The 21,963-nt window shown below is 33.0% G+C and carries 22 protein-coding genes and 2 pseudogenes; 7 read left to right on the forward strand and 17 right to left on the reverse strand.

Annotation, left to right across the window (positions count from 1 at the left end; genetic code table 11):
• Positions 1-179 precede the first annotated feature (179 nt).
• The 9 genes from MOK21_RS20610 to fabZ form a co-directional block, all read right to left on the reverse strand.
• Positions 180-944 carry a GNAT family N-acetyltransferase gene (locus MOK21_RS20610; protein WP_249075829.1) on the reverse strand — a complete coding sequence of 255 codons (765 nt, stop codon included), beginning with the start codon at positions 942-944 and terminating at the stop codon, positions 180-182.
• A gap of 391 nt (positions 945-1,335) precedes the next feature.
• Positions 1,336-2,076, reverse strand: coding sequence for a polysaccharide deacetylase family protein (locus MOK21_RS20615; protein WP_249075830.1), 741 nt, complete (start codon positions 2,074-2,076; stop codon positions 1,336-1,338).
• Positions 2,077-2,206: 130 nt separating this feature from the next.
• Positions 2,207-2,680 (reverse strand): hydroxymyristoyl-ACP dehydratase, encoded by a 474-nt coding sequence (locus MOK21_RS20620; RefSeq protein WP_249075831.1) that lies wholly within the window; start codon positions 2,678-2,680, stop codon positions 2,207-2,209.
• 194 nt (positions 2,681-2,874) lie between these two features.
• Positions 2,875-3,798, reverse strand: a complete 924-nt coding sequence (locus MOK21_RS20625; RefSeq protein WP_249075832.1) for a D-alanyl-D-alanine carboxypeptidase family protein — start codon at positions 3,796-3,798, stop codon at positions 2,875-2,877.
• A gap of 88 nt (positions 3,799-3,886) precedes the next feature.
• Positions 3,887-4,978 (reverse strand): sensor histidine kinase, encoded by a 1,092-nt coding sequence (locus MOK21_RS20630; protein ID WP_249075851.1) that lies wholly within the window; start codon positions 4,976-4,978, stop codon positions 3,887-3,889.
• Between the two features lie 25 nt (positions 4,979-5,003).
• A complete protein-coding gene (vanR, locus tag MOK21_RS20635; RefSeq protein ID WP_249075833.1) occupies positions 5,004-5,699 on the reverse strand; it encodes a VanR-ABDEGLN family response regulator transcription factor in 696 nt (231 codons plus the stop codon).
• Between the two features lie 232 nt (positions 5,700-5,931).
• Entirely contained in the window at positions 5,932-6,693 is a 762-nt protein-coding gene (locus MOK21_RS20640) for a glycosyltransferase (RefSeq protein WP_249075834.1), read from the reverse strand.
• Positions 6,694-6,786: 93 nt separating this feature from the next.
• Positions 6,787-6,957, reverse strand: a complete 171-nt coding sequence (locus MOK21_RS20645) for a hypothetical protein (RefSeq protein ID WP_249075835.1) — start codon at positions 6,955-6,957, stop codon at positions 6,787-6,789.
• Between the two features lie 293 nt (positions 6,958-7,250).
• Complete coding sequence (gene fabZ / locus MOK21_RS20650) at positions 7,251-7,676, reverse strand: 3-hydroxyacyl-ACP dehydratase FabZ (protein ID WP_249075836.1); 426 nt, start codon at positions 7,674-7,676, stop codon at positions 7,251-7,253.
• Between the two features lie 332 nt (positions 7,677-8,008).
• Here fabZ and MOK21_RS20655 point away from each other — a divergent pair, with 332 nt between their 5' ends.
• Entirely contained in the window at positions 8,009-8,629 is a 621-nt protein-coding gene (locus tag MOK21_RS20655) for a LysE family translocator (RefSeq protein WP_249075837.1), read from the forward strand.
• A gap of 256 nt (positions 8,630-8,885) precedes the next feature.
• On the opposite strand, the gene MOK21_RS20660 is transcribed toward MOK21_RS20655, so the two are convergent.
• Positions 8,886-9,059 (reverse strand): hypothetical protein, encoded by a 174-nt coding sequence (locus MOK21_RS20660; protein ID WP_249075838.1) that lies wholly within the window; start codon positions 9,057-9,059, stop codon positions 8,886-8,888.
• Between the two features lie 174 nt (positions 9,060-9,233).
• On the opposite strand from MOK21_RS20660, the gene MOK21_RS20665 reads away from it, so the two are divergent.
• A complete protein-coding gene (locus tag MOK21_RS20665; protein ID WP_249075839.1) occupies positions 9,234-9,695 on the forward strand; it encodes a GNAT family N-acetyltransferase in 462 nt (153 codons plus the stop codon).
• 103 nt (positions 9,696-9,798) lie between these two features.
• Here MOK21_RS20665 and MOK21_RS20670 read toward each other — a convergent pair.
• From MOK21_RS20670 to MOK21_RS20690, 4 genes and pseudogenes are all read right to left on the reverse strand, one after another.
• Positions 9,799-10,147, reverse strand: a pseudogene (locus tag MOK21_RS20670) (YkgJ family cysteine cluster protein).
• 212 nt (positions 10,148-10,359) lie between these two features.
• Complete coding sequence (locus MOK21_RS20675; RefSeq protein ID WP_249075840.1) at positions 10,360-11,235, reverse strand: alpha/beta fold hydrolase; 876 nt, start codon at positions 11,233-11,235, stop codon at positions 10,360-10,362.
• Between the two features lie 854 nt (positions 11,236-12,089).
• Entirely contained in the window at positions 12,090-12,413 is a 324-nt protein-coding gene (locus MOK21_RS20685) for an alpha-helical endospore appendage domain-containing protein (protein WP_308221949.1), read from the reverse strand.
• A 262-nt stretch (positions 12,414-12,675) separates the two neighbouring features.
• On the reverse strand, positions 12,676-13,776 hold the full coding sequence (locus MOK21_RS20690) for a glycosyltransferase family 2 protein (protein WP_249075842.1): 1,101 nt from the start codon (positions 13,774-13,776) through the stop codon (positions 12,676-12,678).
• Positions 13,777-13,855: 79 nt separating this feature from the next.
• On the opposite strand from MOK21_RS20690, the gene MOK21_RS20695 reads away from it, so the two are divergent.
• Genes MOK21_RS20695 through MOK21_RS20705 form a run of 3 tightly spaced genes read left to right on the forward strand, consistent with a single transcriptional unit; the run spans position 13,856 to position 17,170 of the window.
• Positions 13,856-14,563 carry a glycosyltransferase gene (locus MOK21_RS20695; RefSeq protein ID WP_249075843.1) on the forward strand — a complete coding sequence of 236 codons (708 nt, stop codon included), beginning with the start codon at positions 13,856-13,858 and terminating at the stop codon, positions 14,561-14,563.
• A complete protein-coding gene (locus tag MOK21_RS20700) occupies positions 14,550-16,568 on the forward strand; it encodes a tetratricopeptide repeat-containing glycosyltransferase family 2 protein (RefSeq protein ID WP_249075844.1) in 2,019 nt (672 codons plus the stop codon). The genes MOK21_RS20695 and MOK21_RS20700 overlap by 14 nt, the downstream gene beginning before the upstream one ends.
• On the forward strand, positions 16,565-17,170 hold the full coding sequence (locus MOK21_RS20705) for a hypothetical protein (RefSeq protein ID WP_249075845.1): 606 nt from the start codon (positions 16,565-16,567) through the stop codon (positions 17,168-17,170). The genes MOK21_RS20700 and MOK21_RS20705 overlap by 4 nt, the downstream gene beginning before the upstream one ends.
• A gap of 477 nt (positions 17,171-17,647) precedes the next feature.
• Here the strand turns inward: MOK21_RS20705 and MOK21_RS20710 are convergent, their stop codons facing one another.
• A complete protein-coding gene (locus MOK21_RS20710; RefSeq protein ID WP_249075852.1) occupies positions 17,648-17,986 on the reverse strand; it encodes an alpha-helical endospore appendage domain-containing protein in 339 nt (112 codons plus the stop codon).
• Positions 17,987-18,444: 458 nt separating this feature from the next.
• Here MOK21_RS20710 and MOK21_RS20715 point away from each other — a divergent pair, with 458 nt between their 5' ends.
• Entirely contained in the window at positions 18,445-19,560 is a 1,116-nt protein-coding gene (locus MOK21_RS20715) for a glycosyltransferase (protein WP_249075846.1), read from the forward strand.
• Positions 19,561-19,944: 384 nt separating this feature from the next.
• Positions 19,945-20,256, forward strand: a complete 312-nt coding sequence (locus MOK21_RS20720) for an alpha-helical endospore appendage domain-containing protein (RefSeq protein WP_249075847.1) — start codon at positions 19,945-19,947, stop codon at positions 20,254-20,256.
• Positions 20,257-20,599: 343 nt separating this feature from the next.
• On the opposite strand, the gene MOK21_RS20725 is transcribed toward MOK21_RS20720, so the two are convergent.
• Together MOK21_RS20725 and MOK21_RS20730 are read right to left on the reverse strand one after the other, a co-directional pair.
• A complete protein-coding gene (locus MOK21_RS20725; protein WP_249075848.1) occupies positions 20,600-20,893 on the reverse strand; it encodes a glycosyltransferase in 294 nt (97 codons plus the stop codon).
• Positions 20,894-21,275: 382 nt separating this feature from the next.
• Positions 21,276-21,963 (reverse strand): annotated as a pseudogene (locus MOK21_RS20730) (hypothetical protein); the annotation flags it as partial.

The following is a 21,963-nucleotide window of genomic DNA, read 5'->3' on the forward strand; positions in this document are numbered from 1 at the left end:
AAAAACCTATCATTGACCTTGTAATCAAACGATTTTTTCATACAAGAATCAAAGATAAATATTTATTTCTCTCTATAATATGACCCTTTGGTAACTTCTTTCTATGTCTTTATAAGCATTAATCCCCACAGTTTTCTAACAAAATCCATATAAGTTTGTTTACTTTATACGGTGTATTTTTACATAATTGCTTTTATTTTTTTAAATACAGAGTGTATTGTTAGTCGATGAAAAGTAAGAAGTTGCCCCTTATAAATAACAGAAAAAATACCGTAAGGGGTTGGTGATAGTTCCATCAACTCTTCTCTATCTTTAAGTTCAATAAGTTCAACTGGTATAGTCAATTTATTTGCAGCAGCTATAATATTTTCAGTTGCAATTTCAACATATGGACATTGGAATGAACGTAAAACCGTTAAGCCGTTAAATTTTTTTAATCTTTCTTCCCAATCATTCGGAAAATATGGTTGTTCGGCTTCGCTGCTTAAAGAGTAAACAAGTAATTCAAAATCATATGGTGCTGTATCAATAAGTTGAAAACCATTATTCAAAAAAATCTCTTTACTTGGCGCCCAAGACGTTTTTGAATTTGTAATGACAACAATACCTTTTTTGCTTGTTTTTTTTGCATCCTCTATACATTTACTCAATAATCGTGTGCCGTACCCTTTCCCAACTTCACTTACCCATAAACAATGAATCACTAAATAACCATCCGCATGAACCACTCTAGATGAAAATTCAGCTTCTGTATATTCAATAAACCCTACTTGTTTTTTATTGTCGATTACTTGCACATATTTCAAGCCCTCTTCAAATCTATTGTTCAGCCATTTGTTCTTATTTAAATATCCGCTTGATTTCTTCTTACTCCTAAGACAAAAACTCCCCATTCCCTCTATAAGTTCATTATTATATTCTACTAATTCAACATTACACGACAATACTATCCCCCCCTATTCATTAGGGTGATTATACCCCTTTTTGAATTATAAATATAACGTATGGTTGATTTCCGTTCCGACTGAGCGCTTCGTAGCTGACGCTTCGCTTTCGCACAGATAGAACATTGCCCCCTGCAGCTTAGCTTTCGCTACAGAGCAAAGCTTCCTGGGGGCGTCAGTCTCCACTACAATCAACAAATCTTCATAGTATTTGTACTATTAAAAATCATTCCTAGAAAACAAAAAAATCAGGCTATTTACATCTTTAGCCTGATTTCAATATGAAAAATAATTTATAAATTTTTAACAATTATTTTTTTGAAATTTTGAAATATAGCACAAAAAAACAATGTAAAAGTACAAATTTTTTTATTTTAAATAATATGGAAATTTATTTGTTTTTGACTTTTTTCCTCTGCGCTTCGAGTAATTCAGAAACTGTGACAAATCGATATCCTTGCCTTTCAAGTTCAGGAATTATTTTTTCCATCGCTTGCACAGTTTGATGACGGTTTCCGCCTCCATCATGAAAAAGAACGATATTTCCTTCTTTGACACCGTTTAGCACAGTGTTAACAATTCTAGTAGTTCCTGGACTTCTCCAATCTAAAGTATCTAAATGCCATGACCACATAACAACTTTATAGCCTTCTTTAGCAATCGCTTCAATCATTGCATCTGAATACTGCCCTTCTACTGGGCGAAATAAAGTAGGCTTAAATCCTGTGATGTTCTGAATGACGTCATTCGTTTGATTTATTTCCTTTAGTAAATTCGGAACATTCGTCCTTAAAGGATGCGAAAATGTATGGTTGGCTAGTTCATGACCTTCCTTATACATTCTTGATATTACCTCTGGATTCTTTTGCGCATTTTGACCAACAATAAAAAAAGTAGCTTTCGCATTATATTTGGCTAATAAATCTAAAATCTGAGATGTGTACTTCCGATGTGGTCCATCATCGAAAGTAAGGGCAACAATTTTTTCATCCGTATTGATCTCCCAGACAATTTGCCCCGCTTCTTCATAATACTTCCTTCCTTTATTTTCATATTTCTCTGCACCGACTTTCACATTAAAAAAGGAGACAGCTAAAAGGCAAATAGGTAATAAAAACAGGAGTTTTTTCAAATTTTCACTTCCTCAAATAAAATATTTAGTACCTTATTATTTGAGGAATGCTAAAAAAAATGCTCTTTTTTGATTTTTTTGTTACGGTGAGTTCTTTAAATCAAATTGTCATTAAAGGTTGTCCTTTTACCTACTTATAAAAACTTAAATAATAGTCAATTAATTTAATGACTTCGTATATTTTTTTATATTCTTTTTCTATTTTATAAGAAATAAACAATACAGCTAAATTAAAACTCAAAACTGCTATAGCAACGATTTGGACAAGTGAGATTCCAGTCATCAATTTAATATTGATTGCTGAGGCAATTATTGTGATCAATGATAAAATTACACCACACAATGTAATATAAATCGGCTTAGATCGAATAATTTCATTTGCTTGCAATTTCAAAACATCTAGTAAATATCGAATTTCTTTCAATTTATATTGTTGATCAAAAATCACGAAATATGACATATAAACATCGTTTGTTATATTTTCATTCAGTATATTTTTATGAATTTTTCTCACTAATCGATCACAAAAATCTTTATCTAATGCTTTTTCAGGTATGAATAGTTCCTCTTTATTTTCAAAAACATTTGTGCCGGGATGCTTCAAACCCCTCATCCTCTCATACTGGTTTACCTGATTTAATGACCTTATTAAGAATAGAAAACTCTTTTATAGTCAAAACATAGTCACCCAAATTTTTCAGATATTTAAATTATATGAAGGGATGGAAAGGTAGTATGTTATTTTGGGTGAAATTTTATTGTAAGTTTAATAACTGCAGGAAACATACATAAAGTTCCTTAGTAAAGTTGTTGATACACAGCTAATGCATCCGTAATATTAAACTGCTCTGTTCGTGAATCACCTTGAGCACCTACTGTTACTAGAATATACTCCTCGCCTTTAATTGTTGCTAAACTTGCTAAACATAATCCTGCTTGCTCTGTGTAGCCAGTTTTGCCGCCAATTATTTCACCTCTCGTATTTTCAATAGCATTCAAATTTTTAAACATTCGACTCGTCACCGTCATTCCCTCTGGATGAAGATTTGTTGACTTTATTGAGTATCTTTCCGCTGTATAGATATCTCGAAAGGTGTTATTGGTTAAAGCATATTGTAAAAGTATCGAAATATCTTTCACACTCGTATAATGATTAGGATGATGGAGTCCTGTTGCATTCGTAAAATGTGTGTTTTTCATCCCTAACTGTTTAGCTTTTTCGTTCATTAACTTTACAAATTTACTCTCCGACCCAGTTATGTAATCGGCTAAGCCAATAGAAGCATCCGCACCTGAAGGTAGCATTGAACCATAAAGTAAATCCTCTGCTGTTACCTCCTCATTAGGAAGAAAGCCTGCCATAGAAGCATTTTCTTCATATAAATTCTTAAATATACTTTTAGGAAGTAAAATCTTTTCCTGTAAATTCGGGATATTTTCAATGGCAACTAAAACCGTCATGATCTTCGTCAAAGAAGCAGGATAAATGATTTCGTCACTATCTTTGTCCAGTAAAATCTTATTTGTGTCTAAGTTCACTAATATAGCATTGGAGCTATGTAAATTTACATCAACATTTATTTCACTTTTCTTTGGCATTTCCAGCTGAGTATTATCTATTTCTAGCTTAGAATGTTGAAATGGATATTCTTTTACAAACATGTACACCAGAAAAATAATCATCAGTAAAATTAAGCTATAAAATCCTTTTATTTTAAACATAAAAACAACTCCTTCTTTCTATGCCTCTATTGAAACATAAAAGAAGGAGCTCTTTTTTAATAATCTATTATAGAATTCTTAAGGTTTCTTAAGAAATTGTTGGAAGCATAACAGTGAAAACTGTTTTTTCATCATTACTTGAAGCTGATATTGTTCCTCCATGAGCATGGACTATTTCATTGGCAATTGCAAGACCAAGCCCAGCACCACCTGAATGAGTCGACCTAGCGGAATCTAAACGATAAAATTTTTCAAAAATCATCTTTAATTTTTCTGGTGGAATTATTTTCCCCTTATTGGTAAATGAAATAATTGTCTGGTCATTTTGAAGGTGTGCGCTAATATGAATTATACTGTTATCATCGCTATATGCTATGGCATTTTTTAAAATATTATTAAATACCCTCGCTATTTTATTAGCATCCGCGAAAACCTTTATTTCTCCCTCGATATTCACAATTGCTTGCTGTCCTTTAGGGGCCAATAAGGGATAAAATTCATCTGCCAATTGCATTAACATGTAATTTAAATGAATGGATTCTTTATCTAGAATAATGGTCTGTAAGTTAAATCTAGTGATTTCAAAAAATTCATTAATCAATTGTTCTAGCTTATATGATTTTTCTAATGAAATCTTCACATACTTTTCTTTTTGCTCTATAGGCATGTCCTTTGCCTCATCCAACAAACTTAAGTAACCAATCATAGATGTTAGTGGTGTTTTAATATCATGTGCTAAGTAAACTACAAGATCATTTTTACGTTGCTCAGCCTCCTGTGCATCCTTTGCCCTTTTTTCTAATTTATTTTTAGCATCATTTAATTTTTTCTCCATAAAATCTAACTCAGAAGGAAGACTTATTTCCTGATTCGATTCCTCTGAAAGCATATTAACACCTATGGCAATTTGGTTAAAATACTTCGTAAATCGAGAAAGTGCAAAATAAAAAATTACTAACAGCAAAATAATTAAGCCTATTGCTAACCAAAAAGACTTATTTTGTTGAAATAAAATCCCATAGGCTCTCTGTGCCGAATAATAGTCAAGCTGTAGCACGTTTTCACAAAATCTAATAAACCAATCTGCGAAAGGGGCTTGTAAGACACCATCAATAAACACATAGCTTATAAAATAGCCAACCAACAATGCTATTACTAAAATCAGCAAAATCTGAAGCATTATAGTTCTTTTTAGCTTTCCAAAGTCATTTTTCAATGGTATATCCAACTCCCCAGACAGTTTTAATGAATTTAGGGTTCTCTGCGGAATCATTCATCTTTTCTCGTAAATGCCTAATATGAACCATTACCGTATTGTTACTGCTATAATACTTCTCGCCCCATATTTCCTGAAATAGTTCTTCTGATGAAACGACACGCCCTCGATTTACACATAAAAACCACAATATGGAGAACTCAGTAGGAGTAAGAGACAGTTGTTTTTCATTTAACATACATTTTCGAGTTTTTTGCTCTAAAATTAAGCCTGAAAAATCAATAATCGCTTCATTTTGTAATATCCCCTGATGATTGTACTTGGTAAATCTGCGAATTTGAGCCTTAACCCTTGCAATAACCTCCAATGGACGAAATGGTTTTGTTATGTAGTCATCAGCTCCTAAAGTAAGCCCCGTTATTTTATCTATTTCCTCTTCTTTCGCTGTTAACATAATCACCGGATAATGATATTGTTCCCGAATTCTTCGGCAAATTTCAAAACCATCGATTTCAGGCATCATTACATCAAGAATAGCAAGATCCAATTTGATCGAGTGTATACACGCTAACGCTTCCTGAGCATCATAGAATTTATAAACATTAAAATTTTCATTTTTTAAATAAAGCTCAATTAAATCTGCAATTTCCTTTTCGTCATCAACTACAAGAATATTTATATCCATACTCATAACCACCACCCTTATTCAAATATTCATTTTTCTTCAAAACCTAGATTTAACAATATTCCCAGAGGGTTCTACTAATCATCCAACATCATATCATTCCGTTAAACTTACTGTCATGCAAAGTCTTATTATTTAAGAAAATCTAAAGAATTACAAAAAACCACTCGTTTGATAACGAAGTGGTTTAAAGAATTAGTATGCTGACATATACGTCATTAAGGTGGTTTCATTACCTTGCTTGATCATCATAATAGGCTTCATTAGCAGCCTTCTCATTAGTGCCTTTTAAATAAGCTAAAATCATATCAGGACGTTTCAGTAACAACCAATCACCGTAATGGTCAAATCGTCTGCATGAAGTAATCATTCCATTTTTAATTGTTCCGTATTTTTTCATGTTCTTCTTGCCCCATTGTTTTAAACGCTTTGCAAAATCAGCATCTTCAGCCATTAGCATATTCTCGTTAAACCCTTTGATTGCTTGAAAGTCTTTTTTATAGCACCAAAAGATCCCTACAGAGATAAAACCATACTTTAATAGTAAGGGGAAAATTAATAACATGGAAGACACTACTATACCCAAGGACATTCTTTCAAAATGTCCGTTCACACCTCCTCCTATATATTGATTGGATGCTAAGTGCTTTTCAACCTCAGTTAGCATGTGTTCTGTCATTCGAGTATCAGCATCAATTGTAATTAGAATTTCACCTTTTGCTAGCGCAGCTCCAGCATTTCTAATTTTGGATAAATTTTTATCGTTATTTTCCAATGTCACGCAATTATAGGACAGTGCTATCTCTTTCGTTTTATCCGTACAACGATTTAGCACGACAATAACTTCTACTTGATTTTTATAAGGTTGTGCAGACTTTGCTATTGACTCTAAACACCCACCAATATAATTTTCTTCATTATGAGCAGGTATTATAATAGAAAATTTCACATCTCTATCAGGAACATCTTTTATAAATAGTGTATTTTCCGACATATAAAATCTCCCCTTTATAATTAGTCTCGTTATTTTAAATTAAGTATACATTGTAGAGATTTACTTTAATTTTTTATTTTTGGTTTTTTATGTCTATTTTGCATCCATTATCACACTGATGCCACCATCATTAGGAGTGGGGCTCGCTGTTTCTGTTGCTATGTTTTCGAAAACATCTGCTGTTTGAAGATAAATGGTCAAAAAAAGAGTTGGTTTATGATGACCAACTCTTGATTCTAATTTCGGATACCCTTCATGAGTCATTAGAAATCTTCTTATCTAATCTACTTAAGGCGAAAATCGCGGATGAAAAAATAAATATACCTGTACATAGCCATAATGCTATGCCATCCCATTGACCGTTTAATAATGTGATGTTCGTGAGGATTATAAGCTGCATGAGACAAGTTGCTATATAAAGAACTAAGGAATGGTTCATGTCAACACCTCCACTCAAAAAGCAATCCATTTATCATGTATATTCAACAAATATATGAAATATCCACATAACAAAAACACTGCAATATATGATTGCAGTGCTCTTAAATGGTATCGGTTTAGCTTCCAAATGCAAAGATTAGCTCTGTCTCACAAACTATTTCTCCGTCAACCGTTGCAATACCACGTCCCTTACCAACGGCACCTTTTAAGCGGGTAATTTCTACTTCAAGACGCAGTTGATCACCAGGTTTAACCTGTTTTTTAAAGCGGCAATTATCAATACCAGCTAGTAATCCAAGTCTCCCTTGATTCCCCTCTTTTGTAAGCATAATAATGGCACTTACTTGAGCTAAAGCTTCAACAATTAACACACCTGGCATCACTGGATAATTAGGAAAATGTCCATTAAAAAATTCTTCGTTGATTGTTACATTTTTAATGGCAACTGCTCTCTTTCCTTCTTCTAATTCTAATACTCTATCTACTAACAGAAAAGGATACCTATGTCTTAAAACTTCTTGTATTTGTTGAATTTCGAGCATCTAAAAACCTCCAAAAATATTATCACCTAATTCTATCATTAATTCTTAGTAGTTGATACTATATTTAAGTTAAATAATAAAATAAAGGACACTTCCCTTTAGATGAGACATATAGCACATCCTGCATTTAATATAATATTTCAACAATATAACATTATACAAATATAACCATATCATTTTCTGATTTTTACAAATAGATATTTTCATTCTTTTCGGTATTTCATTATCGACAGGTATATAAAAGATAGCATATAATATTTTTTGCATTCATTAAGTTAATTTTATTATTCTCTTAACTGAATGTTTAGTTTATTAGAATAGGATGGATAAACATGTTATCTTTTATTGCAATAGTTCTTCTCTTATTTTTAATTCCTGGTCCTGCTGTGATTATTACGATTACACAAACGCTAAAAGGTGGAAAAAAGAACGGTATTTTCACTGCACTAGGCATTGGGCTTGGTGACTTAGTTCATACGTTAGCAGCAGTTTTAGGTTTATCAGCAATTTTGATGAAATCTGCCACTGCATTTGAGGTAGTGAAATATATCGGTGTTGCATACCTTGTTTATTTAGGTATTCAAATGCTACTAACAAAACCACAAAAAATAGAAAAGCCAACTGTTGAACAGAGTCCAGCAAATACTTCGTTCCGACAAGGTTTTTTAGCAGAAATATTAAATCCAAAAACTGCATTATTTTTCTTAGCATTTTTACCACAGTTTGTTCAGCATAATGGCCAATCCATCACTATACAATTATTAATTTTAGGCATTACTTTTGTTGTGATGAGTGCTTTGTATACTATATTGTTAGCTATTATTACAAGCTTTATTGGCGAAAAAATCTTTACGAAGACATCAAACAATGGTTCGCGTTGGATTGAAAAAGCTGTTGGTTTCGTTTATATAGGTCTAGGCGTTAAATTAGCACTTCAAACTCAAAGTAGATAATTTATTTTTTTAAGGGAGAACACGATAAACGTGATCTCCCTTTTAAATTAGCACTATGGACAAGCATATTGTAAGGGTGCAACTAAAACATGCTTTTTATCGTCAGATACATATTTCTGATTACTTTTGTAAAAAATTAAATAAGTCTTTCAAGTAATGTATTTGCATAAAATCCTAACAGTGCAGTTATTATGTACAAGCTTATAGACCTTTAGCTAGTCTAAGGTCTATAAGCTGCATTGTTGATTATTGCTTTTTACTGTTTTGGTGTATTCGCGGTAAGTGGATTACTGTTTGCTACCAATTGTACTGGTGTCGTACCTTGTTGAGAAGACTGTGCCATTTGTTGTGCATTATCCATTAGCCCAAAGCGTTTCATTACACCAAAAATAGCCGCGCCTCCTATAATGCCCCATGCTAAAAATCTCACCGATGAAAGCCTCCTTTCTCAAATCGAATTTTTTAAAACAGCTTTAGTATTGGAAATTCTATGCGGTTTATACTGTGTTAACTATACGAGTTTTTATAAAATTTACAGATTATTTGCAATAATAACAGAATATAGTAGAATAAAATGGTATAAAATTTGAATCGGAGGTAGAACATGAATATTAAATTTGCAACATTAGAAGAAATGCCACAAATAGAAATATTATATGAAGAACTGTTTTTAGAAATGTCAAAACTTCAACCTCAATACATAGCACCTGCAAAACAAGATGTAGAGTTTCTTAAAAACATAATTTTGGGAGAAAAATCAGACATTTTTGTTGCTGAATTAGATAACAACATTGCCGGATTTTTATTAATTCAAGAATTAGCTACCCCTCCATATTCTTGTATCGTACAGCATAATTATGCATATATTATGGATATAATAGTTGGTAACCAATACCAAAGTAAAGGCATCGGTTCCCTATTGCTACAAGAGGCAAAAAAATGGGCAGAAGAGCGTAAATTAGATTACTTGGAGTTAAGCGTTTTAGCAGAAAATATTGGCGCTATTAACTTGTATGACAAACATGGATTTAATGAAACGAGCCGTACTATGCGATTAGAACTTTAAAATTATGTATGAAATTAGAGCCTGCATTGAAAAAAGCAGGCTCTTTTATATTAGAATGTTAATATTTCGCCTGATTATGTTTACTTATAACCTCTAAACTCCGTTAATTAAAATCTTTCCACGTAAAATCAATACTTAATATACCAATTGGAAGCTCGCTAGCTATATAGTTTTTTCCAAAGGCTACTTTCGGGTTACGGAAACATACAAGATTATTATAATAACCAAAAGCTCTGCAAATAGACGGACGAGCCGAATGGATTCCACATCGATCCTTTATTTCGTCATAAAAAATACAGGTTCCATAAAAACGTTGTTGATTTTTTTAAATCTAGGCTCAACTTTTTAGGCATCTCTTTGATTTTCTTTTGAATTTTCTTTAACTCTTGTTCTGTAATTGGAACAGGCCCACAACACAACCCTCTACAGCCTTTACAAGGTAATTCTTCCATAAGACAATCATCTCCTAGAAAAAGCAAGTGTTATAATTCGTTCTTTGATTTGGATTCTCTAGTTCAGTAACTCAACTTAGTCAAAAAAATAGGACTCTCCCGGCCAGGAGAATCCTAATTTACACTTATAATTAATAATTGTAAATTATAAAATATACAAATTATTTTGTCAATAGGGAAATTTACACAATTACAAGTAGCTAGCAACATATTCAATAATATTTATTTAAAAAACCAATGATAACGTTATTTATTTTTTCTAAATAATCATCTGAAGGGAAATGTCCCATATTAAATGCGTGAAAAATAGTCAAATTTGGTATGACTTGTTCAGCTCTTTTTTTGATTATCTTTTCTGGAAAGAAAATATCCTTTTCTCCAGCGATAATTAATGTAGGAGAAATGTAATTTGTTAATTCTTTTCTATCAGTTAGTTTTGGCATTTCTTGTTCTAATTTTACGTAACGAAAAATATCTCCAATAATCTGCCGATCCACTTCCTTCATGCAACGAGCAGACATTTTATCGGCAATTTTCTCAAGATACTTAGATGACAAGGTTTTTTTAAAAAGCAGTAATGGGATTAAGATATGTTGAATCATCTCCATTTTAGAGCCCAGTTTTAATCCAGCTGGCGAAACAAGTGCAGCACAATCAATTCTATCTGGCATATAAGTAGCTAGCCTTAAAATGATACCCGCTCCATACGATGGCCCTACGAAAGCACATTTTGCAACGTTAAAATAATCCATCAATTCAGCTATCCACTGTGCAAAGCTATTATCCTTAGCTGAAATTCTCTTTTGCTCACTATATCCCGGATGACCAATCGTATCAGGTGCATATACTCTATATTTTTGTATTAACGGCTTAAACCAAGATAATGTCATCGGATTAATGCAATTCCCACCTTGGAAGATAAACAATGGCTTTCCTTCTTTTGGACCCGCTATTAGCACATGTGTTTTTCCAATGTCTGTATCCACAAAAGCTCTTTCAACTTCAAAATCAAAAGAATTTAAATACTGTTCATAATGACTTAAAATTTCCAATCTACCTTTATCACTATTATAAATTGAATGCTTCATTAGATCCCTCCTGCATTAATTTTACAGGATTTAGCTAATTTTCATACCACTTTCTTTAAAATGTGTGCTCTTCACTTCCTGCACGAATATATGTGCAGCAATTCCTTTTTCATTAATAAAGCTTCTTAAATCAACTTTGATAATGTCCTATGATTGACCGCTTCCATATTGTTTTAAAAACCAATGATAACTGCTTTGGAATCTAGTGTTTAGCATTTGCGCTGCTTCTCGAATCGTATCTTCATTTTGCACCACCTAGAATCTCCATCTATTTCATAGGTGGAAAGATCGAAATAATCTTGTCATTCATCTTTTTATTTCCATTCTAAATGTTCTTGCGCTCTCATTTTTCAATAAATAGTTCTCGTTACTAGTGACAAACGAATTGTCATATGTAGCACTTAATAAATCTTCTATCGTAATTTTTTTGACATCATGCTTTCCCAATATACTATGTTCTGAAATCAAAATCTGCAATCCAAGGTCCTATCAACTCTTTCCCATACATCAATCTCTTCAGCAAACGAGATAGTCGCCCCTAAACAAAATAGGTAAGCGACCTTTTGGCAACCGACTATGTTTCGCCTTATGAAAAATAACCGGTCCTTTCTGTTTATCCAAATCGAGTTAGACAACTCGTACGACTGTTGTATTAACGGTTAGCACATTTGAGCCGACGAGAACTTCACTCGTAATGTCACGATCAAAAAAATATCGCGCTCCCCAATCCCAAGTTCCGCTGCATCTTTGCAAAACTTTCACAGTGTACTATTCACACAAGAATATAAAAGAAAAATTTTTACATTTATTTTTCTAAATCGATATTATTTTGAGGTTCGCTGTTATCTTTAGCTTTAATTACAAATGGTTTTTTTTTTTTCATCCATTAAAAGATCTATGATATTTTGCAATTTTGATTGTAAAACCAGTTCCTTTTTAGTAACAGAGTCTAGTGTTCTACGTACACTATCATTAACATTTAATAAATCCGTAATAGAAGATGGATGTTTTAAACCTGGAATCAAGCCTAATGCATATTGAATCTTTTCACCTTCTGCATTAATAATATGGCTTAATCCTAGCTCTTCAAAAGCAATAGACGCTAATAATAAATTTAAAACATTATCCCTGGTAATTGTAATTGAAGCTGTGATATTCGGTATATTCGGAAAGCTCATAAAAAACCCCTTTCACTTATCAATTTTATAATTACTGTTCATTGTATGACGTGTATTTCGATTTATGTTATATAAATTGTCAAATCAGGTCGAAAACTTGATAATTACCTCGGCATATTGGAATTAGATACCGATTAAATTGCAAGAAAAACATCATCATTTCGTTTCGATACTTTCTAAAATCGATCGAAACATTCTAATTAGCATACCCCCTATTTATCTAAATCAAATTCTCCTATGGAACTTCTAAAACGATTTTCTTTTAATTCAAACCCATTAATTCATCAGTTGCTTCCTTATAATTAGGATATATTTCAAGTGCTTTTAGAAGTAGTTTTTCATACATTTCATGATTCCCTTTTCTTTTAAAACATAACGCTTGATAAAATAAAGCTTGGTATGACCCTGTACCAGACATCGTTAAATATGCTAGGTTATTCTCTCCTAATGAAAGACAATGTTCTAGGGTTAAAATACACTCATTAACCATACCTTCATGATAAAGAGCGACGGCTTTATAAAAGTATAAATCCACATAGTCTGGATATAGAAGAATTGCTTTATCAATCCCTTTTAATACTTCTTTAAAGGATTCGGTAGTTATTAATATAGAATATTTAAGATTATATATAAGCGACGGCGGCATTAAACCAGCAATCAAAAATCTTTTAATAGACTCATTACAATATATAAAAGCCCTATCGAAGTTTTTTTGTCGGTAATATTCACTAGCAAGATGATATTCCATCCATGGGCTATGTTTCTCGTTTTTAATTTCTGCATGAAGCAAGTTCATATTCCGTTCATTTTTTTTCTTTTTCTCTGTTACAGATGTTAGGTATCCTAAATGGTGAATCTTTATAGGGAAATGTTTCGTTTTATAAACATCCGTATTCACATCATTTAAATTTATTGTTTCATGAATACTATTTTCAAATTTTAAACCTAGGTGATTTTTAAAAAGCCTGGACTGAGCCATGGTATAAGTTCTACTTTCATCTCTTTTATCACCGTAATAATTAACTAGTTCTAAAGATAAGATATCTGCATTTGATTCTTTGATATATTTATGAAAATCATCTCTATCAATACTATCAAGAAATTCATCTGCATCGAGTATTAATATCCAATCACCTGTTGCATTTTCAAGACTGATATTTCTTGCCTTTGCAAAATTATTATCCCATTTATGTGAGATTACTTTTCCTCCAAAATTCTTCCCAATTTCAATGGAAGCATCCGTAGAGCCCGTATCCACAATAATTATTTCATCTACAATTTCCTGCACACACCTAAGGCACTCCGGTAAAAATTCTTCCTCGTTTTTTACAATCATACACAAAGATATAAAACAATTATCCAATTTATTCTCCTCCTCTAAAAGTATACTTTTAAAGCATTATGAATATGAATACACAAAAGATAAAAAAGGGGCATTTCTATTGAGTATTACTTTATCAATGGTAGTGAAAAATGAAGGAGAACGCTATCTAAGAAGAGCATTGTTGCACCATAAACCTTTTATAGACGCTGCTGTCATTATAGATGATGCCAGTACTGATGATACGATTACTGTTTGTAAAGAAGTACTCTCTGACATTCCATTGAAGATTGTTGAAAACAAAGAATCACGCTTTGTTAACGAAATAACACTTAGAAAGCAACAATGGAATGAGACAATAAAAACAAATCCTAGTTGGATCTTAAATCTAGATAGTGATGAACTACTCGAATCTTCATTTCTTACACAATTAGAAATCATTACAAATCAACAAATGTATGATGCCGTATATTTCCGTCTATATGATATGTGGAATAACACGCACTATCGTGACGATCAATATTGGTATGCTCATAAAACATATAGACCTTTTCTGGTTCGTTTCAAACCATCGGATAATTACGTCTGGAAAGAAACCGCACAGCATTGCGGAAGGTTCCCTTTAACTATTGCTCAATATCATCACTTTTATAGCACCGTGAAAATTCAGCATTTCGGTTGGTCAACAGAGAAAGATAGAAAAGAAAAGTATGAGAGATATATGAAACTAGATAGTAAAGGAATTTTCGGATGTCTTGAGCAATATCAGTCAATTTTAGATAGTAACCCTAATTTAATTAAATGGAGTGGGAATAGTGATTACAATTAGTTTGTGTATGATAGTAAAAAATGAAGAAGATGTTTTAGGACGATGTCTCCAATCCGTAAAAGACATTGTAGATGAAATAATTATTGTAGATACTGGATCAACAGATAATACGAAGGAGATCGCCAAAAAATTCGATGCTCACATAGATGACTTTGAATGGTGTAATGACTTTTCTAAAGCTCGTAACTATTCATTTAATTTAGCTAAGAAAGATTATATTCTGTGGCTAGATGCAGATGATGTAATTGAAGAAACGGAACAATTGAAATTACTTAAACTAAAAGAAATCCTATCTGAAGAGGTAGATGCCGTCAGTATGCCCTATATATTATCTGTTAATGAATCTGGCGATGCCACCTATCAGATTAGTAGACACAGATTAGTTAAACGAAAGCAAAAATTTACATGGATAGGTAAGGTACATGAATACTTAGCCGTTTACGGAAACATCGTACACAGCGATGTAGCAATCCAACATAAAAAAGAAAAAGTATACACGGATCGAAATTTACAAATTTATATGGATTGCTATGAACGGGGAGAATATTTTTCACCTAGAGATATCTTTTATTTTGGGAATGAGTTATTAGACCATAAAAAATATGAAAAAGCTATTAAACAATATCAAGCATTCTTAGATTCCAATCAAGGATGGGTTGAAGATAATATTAATGCCTGCATCAATTTATCCAAATGTTATGGCCAACTTAATGATAAAAATTCACAGCTAAAAGCCTTATTACGTACTTTAGAATTTACTAAACCTATTCCAAAATTCTGTTGCTTTTTGGGAGATATTTTAGAAGAAAAAGGAGATATCGATGCTTCCTTATACTGGTATTTAACATCTATTCAAATGGGTAAACCAAATGGGGAATATTCCGTTTTAGAACCACAGTATTGGACATGGTACCCTCATCTACAACTATGTGTTTTATATTATAGGCTCGGAAATATTAAAAGAGCGAAACTGCATAATGAAATTGCAAAATATTATGCACCAGAACATCCGAGTGTTATTTTTAATGATCGACTTTTTAACCCACAACAAGAAAAAAATGAATTACCAGTGGAAAACATATTGGCGAATCAACTATTTAATGTTGACAATGTATCTGCAGAAAATGAACTGGAGAATGTAATGGAAAAAGAAACTACTAAAATCCATCAAAAAAGGAAACTTAAAATACTGATTGGAAGCCCCATTAAACAAGATAGTGATATTTTGACTCACTTCCTCCAATCATTGAATGATCTAGAAAAGAACAGTGACATTCAGCTGCATTACTTTTTCTTTGACGACAATGATGATAAGGCATCCAAGAAGTTACTTAAAGATTTCTCTAATAACCGAGACGTTACGATTATTGAAACAACGAATCAATATGAATATATTAAGGACGATATAACACATCATTGGACGTCTAATAATGTACAGCATGTGTCATATATGAAAAATCATATCCTTAATTATTCTAAAGAAAACAACTTTGACTATGTATTTTTAATCGATTCAGATTTAATTTTGCATCCTAAAACTCTAACTACTTTGATTAATGCAAACAAGGATATTATATCAAATATATTCTGGACCAAATGGACCCCTGACTCGATTGAAATGCCACAAGTTTGGTTGCAAGACGAATATCAGCTATTCACTAAGGAAGTAGATCGTCCTCTTTCTGAAAATGAGATGCAACTTAAAACCTTAGAGTTTATTTTAAAAATGAGAGCTCCAGGGATATATAAAGTCGGGGGACTAGGTGCATGCACACTTATAGGTAAGAAAGCCATTCATGCCGATGTGAACTTCAACAAAATCGATAATATTTCTTATGCTGGTGAGGATCGTCATTTTTGCATAAGAGCAGCTGTCCTCGGCTTTTCTTTGTATGTTGAGACTACTTACCCTGCTTTTCATATTTACAGAAGAGAAAATTTAAAAGAATTAGAGCAATGGAAATCCAAAAATTCACTCCAACATGAAAAAGGGGAATGCCAATGAGCCAATTAAATGACGCCATTTCAAAAAAAATAGATATTTCATTTTGTATCGAAAAGGAAATTTCAAGGCATTATCTTTATAGGACAGCAAAAAAAATACTCGAAACTACCATTGAAGATGAAGTACAACATGATTTGATTGTAAAAAATTTAGCTTTATGGTTTCAAAAAATTCATGCTCAACAAATAACGGATATACAAAAATATTATATTTACAAAGAAATAATGGGCAAATTTAATGATGTTATAGACATTTCTATTACGAAAAATCTAATTAAACAGCTGGTGATCGGCTATAAATTACTACAACTTCTAAAGCAAAAAATAGAACACTATCAAGTACACAAGGATTTAAAATGTCCATATCTCATTTTTCTTTTATTAGGAATGCAACATACCTATAGTTCTTTTTTAATTGAATTGGATCCTAAATCAATTAATTTAATTAATATGATCAATGCAAATGAGAGCATTGCTCGCTCAAAAGATAAAAATTTACCATCTAATAGGAAGAATAGGAGGAAGAGGAAAAAGAAATATAAGAATGATACCAATAAAATTTGGCTAAATCACAATAAATTAAGGAAAAATATAGATGACTAACTTTTTGGTGACAATTAATAGAGGTCTTTGGATTGATTTTTAATCGAAGCTCTTTTTTGCTGTGATTCAAAATCGGACCAGAGGCTTTTTTTGCGTTAGATTCGTGCCGATTTATCACGCCGCTTGGTGTTGCTTTTTGTTTAAAAACACCTCATTAACCTATATTTTTCGATAAATATGAAGAATCCATTTTAAAGCTGGATTAAAAAAATAAAAATACTCCATTTTGAAAAAAAGATCAATCAAAATGAAGTATTTCGTTTGCTTAATTCATTAATTTTTTTTAAAGTTTTGATCGTTTCGGTTTTGCTTAATGTATTAAAGCACCTTTTTATTTAAATGGAATATTTTAAAAAACGCATAAAAAAAAGTAAGCCCCCTAGAATACAGTGGAGCTTAAGTCGCTTACAACACTTTTATTATTTTCCCTGTCTATTTGACAGGGTGCTTTTCATCATACCGGAGGTGCCTTGTTGTTCACTTATCATCTTCGCATCCACATTCACACTCACATCCACACTCACAATGATATTCTACTTTATGTTTCTCCGTGAAATCAACAACACTTTCTAATTTCATTAATAAAATCAATTCTTTTTTTACTATTGTTCTTAATAATTGATTTACATTATTATTTGCATCCAACAAAGTATTGACATCACAGGTTTCTTTAGTTATTTTATCTAGCTGTCTCCCCTGTGCTTTAATAATCTCAGCCAATCCTATTTCTTCCATAGCGATGGATGAAAGTAATAAATTCGTAACGTCCTTTTTACATAGATTAATATTTGGAGTGATATCAGGAATATTGGGCATTGACAAGAATAATCACCTCAATTCTCTCCATTTTCTCTAATGCAATTATTGAAAAAATAATTTTATAAAGCAGTATACTCTTATTGTCCAAGCATTATTCTTTAATAGACTATATTTATTACGTTTTATTGTAACAATGTTGTACGAACTTGGTGTTAATTACCAAAATAAATTAACAAAGAATGTGGTAACGGCTCTGAGTTGCTTTTCTAAGGAAGGAAACCTCCTTTCAGCATTAAAAGTGCTATTGGACAAAATAATTGGGCGAGTTAAAGCCAAGTCCTTATGTAGTTTGGTACACACTTTTAATAGTGACGCATATGCATTTAAAAATGAAATGAAAATCAAAGCAATCACTCTTTTTCTACATATATTATAAAAGTTAGAAACATAGAGGGTTTCAAATTTGTATCATCCCCCCTATATGCACTAAACCACGGAAAGAGAGGAAAAGATAAATGAGTGATCATAAACAATTATCCCTTTGTATGATTGTCTGCAACGAAGAAAGATTTATCGGCAACTGTCTTAACAGTGTGAAGGATGTTGTTGATGAAATCATTATTGTCGATACTGGATCTACTGACGCCACCAAAGAAATCTGTAAATCCATAGGCGCGACAGTTTTAGACTTTGAATGGAATGATGATTTTGCAGCTGCAAGAAATTTGGGTCTTGAATATGCGAAAGGAGATTGGATTTTTTGGCTAGATGCAGACGAAGAAGTCGAGAAAAAGGATGCAGCAAAATTGCGCGATGTACTTACCGAAACCGAAGATTCCATTGTCGGTATTCAATTAGTTAATTACTATGGTTCGTATCCAATACATCCTGACAACGCTTATTTGATTAATCATCATCGCTTATTTCGTAATGGAATGGGGTTTCAATTTAAAAATCGCGTTCATGAACAGTTAAATGTTGATGAGGTTGTAGGCGAGGTTGATCATCTTAAAACCTTATCAGTAAAAGTCTATCATTATGGTTACTTGGATGAGATCAACGCCGAGAAAAACAAGCATAATCGAAATATCCGGTTATTAGAAAAAATGCAAGAGGATATGAGTTCCAATCCGTGGCTCGATTATCATTTAGCTACTGAATATTTTCGTGTATCAATGTATAACAAAGCATTTCATCATCTTAACGAAGCTATTCATAATTTTCTTCTCCAGCAACAAATCCCCCCTTCCCCAATATATAGATTAAAATATGAAATTCTAATATTAGCAAATAGTTTTGAGGGTGCATGGCCCGCTATTGATAATGCCATTGCTTTATATCCTGATTATGTTGATCTTCATTTTTATAAGGGGTTAATCTTTGTGGGAATGGAAAAATACGAAGAAGCCATTGAAGTATTTCAACATTGTCTTATGTTAGGCGAAAAAAATCTTCAGCATATTACTTTAAAAGGATTAGGAAGCTTTCAAGCATGGTACTATATTGGACACTGTTATATGAAATTAGGTCAAATGGAAAAAGCAGTTTATGCTCTAAAAGCATGTATTCAGCAATCACATTCTCATACCCTTGCCAAAGAAGCACTCGAAAAACTCCAAAAGTCTTCTTGATTCATCAGAAAGCCAATTCATTCTTCGGAGAAAAAGAAACATTTTTTTAGGGAGTTTAATTGGGGCAACCATTATCCGATCTGACGATAAAGCTGTACTTTTGGTATTTATGTTTCTACACTCTAATTTTAATAGCAGAGCCAAAAACGCCATAATCCCGATGCTCTGATTTGCTGACAAAATACGATCATCAATTGACAACCTTAAGAAAATTCCCCTTTCACTGGTACTTACAAGCCCAAGCAACTTTCATTAATTTTGCATATTATATCAAGAGTCTATTTCATGATTAGCCTCACTAGGATTAACGCTGGACTGTAGCAAATCAAGACTGCCAGTATGCATAGGTAAACGAAATAAAAAAATTATTTAGGAGGTAATCTTTTGAGTGTTCCAAATATACCCAACATAACTCCATCAATTACCATTTCGAGAGATACTGCCATTAATCTATTGCTTAGCTCAATCGCACTTGAGGAACTTGGCTTAGCACATATTATTAATGCAGAAGGTGAAAAATTACAATTTGCTTTGGGAACATTGCCCGGAGTAACGCCACCTTTTACTCCTACGATTTCTGATTTATTGCTAATAAATTCAAGTATCAATAGTACATTGCAAAATGTCGTTAAGAATGAAATGCTCCTTCAATTTAAACTAGAGAATATTCTCAGAGAATTAAATATTATTCCCTAATGTATTCATAAAATATATATTAGCTCATCGAAGGCGGCATAAAAAGCCGCCTTTTAAGCTATTACGGACACAGCTATATTAGAGCTAACCTTCTATCTAATATTTCACATTTAATAGTAAGTCTAACTGATTTCTCCATAACCATCGGGGATTAAACGTGCCTGGCCGCCTACGATTTCCTGTACATTTAGGCTTCACGAATGGCTCCTTTATAGACAAATCCTATGTGAAAGCGTAACAAGCGATGCTGTACAACAAAATAGTCATCCTCTAAGTTAGACAATCCATCACCGACATAATTCATTTATGGTAAAAGCCCAATATCGCTTCTTCCGTCAATATGTCACGAACGAGCACCGAATGCTCCTTGATCCAACTCCTCATCTACATCCATCCATAATATCCAATCCCCTGTTGCTTGACGTAAACTATAGTTCCCTTCATTAGCAAAATTCTCTTTCCAAGGAATCTCAAATACCTTTGGCCTTAGGACTTGCATATAAATATTCAAATTATCGACCCTGTTATCGACAATCATAATTTTATCCAAGATGTGTTTCACACTGTCAAAGCATTTCCCGATAAACGGCTCTTCACTGTTCACAATCATGTAGGGAAAGCATCTTCTCCATATCATAATGTTCCCCCCTCGTAAGAACTACACTACGATATATATGCTAATGTATACATGATTGCGCCAATATATGTATATAAGTATCTTATGCTTAAATGAATCAATGATTACGAACCAAACTTAACAAAGGTTTGAGACGAAAAAATATGTTTGTACAAGCAACTAATATAAAGAAAAATAAGGAATATGTACCACAGGGCATGAAAATTAGTTATGGAATCATAAGACATACCCTATCTCTTTGTAAACGGTGTGATAAGGGTAATGGTGAATAATCGTTTTTTGCCGAAATGGAGGATTTGCGACTTTCAAGGTTATAACATAGATACCAAAATATAAAGAGAAGTCTCTCCATCTATGAGAATGGAGAGACTCAAGGAACTGATTATCCGATCTTTACTAACGTTAATACTACTGCATTTCCACCTATACCAGCATTATTAGGTGCAGTGGATAGTGTCACAGATGTAGGATTACCGTCGATTAGTCCAATTGAAACATTATCTCCCACATTGAGATTAAGAATAGTGGTAATACTGGATTCGGATGTTCCGTTTACGGGTGAGATATGTGCTCCTGCGAATGAATTAATAAATGGTACGGCAGAACCGCCAAAGTTCACTTGAATAGCGAATGTTCCCGTATTATTAATAGCTGTTATAACAAATGCCGATGCCAGATAGATACCGGCTACATTTATGGTAATGGTGCCGTTAGCATTGAGGGTAAACGCACCAGGTGTATTGATTGGAGTCGGACTTTCAATAAATACAGGTATAATTGTGCCGAAAGTAGTAACACCGGATGCGGTGAACGGTCCAAAATCAGTGTTATTACTAAATACGCCATGAACGGTCGTTAATGTACCTGTGGCTCCTGTTGGACCTGTTGGACCCGTTGCTCCTGTTGGACCCGTTGGACCTGTGGCACCCGTTGCTCCCGTTGCTCCTGTGGCCCCTGTTGGACCCGTTGGACCTGTGGCTCCTGTTGGACCCGTTGGACCTGTTGGACCCGTTGGGCCTGTTGCTCCTGTTGGACCCGTTGGACCCGTTGGACCTGTTGGACCCGTTGCT

The organism is Lysinibacillus sp. BPa_S21, assembly GCF_023337795.1.
In the GTDB taxonomy this organism is placed as follows: Bacteria; Bacillota; Bacilli; order Bacillales_A; family Planococcaceae; genus Lysinibacillus.

Coding starts and splice junctions, on each gene's coding strand:
- MOK21_RS20685 (WP_308221949.1), bottom strand. CDS start 12,413: ATGAGCTTTCCGAATATACCGAATATCACAGCTTCAATTACAATTACC.
- MOK21_RS20630 (WP_249075851.1), bottom strand. CDS start 4,978: ATGCTTCAGATTTTGCTGATTTTAGTAATAGCATTGTTGGTTGGCTAT.
- MOK21_RS20625 (WP_249075832.1), bottom strand. CDS start 3,798: ATGTTTAAAATAAAAGGATTTTATAGCTTAATTTTACTGATGATTATT.
- MOK21_RS20715 (WP_249075846.1), top strand. CDS start 18,445: ATGAGTGATCATAAACAATTATCCCTTTGTATGATTGTCTGCAACGAA.
- vanR (WP_249075833.1), bottom strand. CDS start 5,699: ATGGATATAAATATTCTTGTAGTTGATGACGAAAAGGAAATTGCAGAT.
- fabZ (WP_249075836.1), bottom strand. CDS start 7,676: ATGCTCGAAATTCAACAAATACAAGAAGTTTTAAGACATAGGTATCCT.
- MOK21_RS20655 (WP_249075837.1), top strand. CDS start 8,009: ATGTTATCTTTTATTGCAATAGTTCTTCTCTTATTTTTAATTCCTGGT.
- MOK21_RS20725 (WP_249075848.1), bottom strand. CDS start 20,893: ATGATATGGAGAAGATGCTTTCCCTACATGATTGTGAACAGTGAAGAG.
- MOK21_RS20640 (WP_249075834.1), bottom strand. CDS start 6,693: ATGTCGGAAAATACACTATTTATAAAAGATGTTCCTGATAGAGATGTG.
- MOK21_RS20705 (WP_249075845.1), top strand. CDS start 16,565: ATGAGCCAATTAAATGACGCCATTTCAAAAAAAATAGATATTTCATTT.
- MOK21_RS20645 (WP_249075835.1), bottom strand. CDS start 6,957: ATGACTCATGAAGGGTATCCGAAATTAGAATCAAGAGTTGGTCATCAT.
- MOK21_RS20710 (WP_249075852.1), bottom strand. CDS start 17,986: ATGCCCAATATTCCTGATATCACTCCAAATATTAATCTATGTAAAAAG.
- MOK21_RS20675 (WP_249075840.1), bottom strand. CDS start 11,235: ATGAAGCATTCAATTTATAATAGTGATAAAGGTAGATTGGAAATTTTA.
- MOK21_RS20665 (WP_249075839.1), top strand. CDS start 9,234: ATGAATATTAAATTTGCAACATTAGAAGAAATGCCACAAATAGAAATA.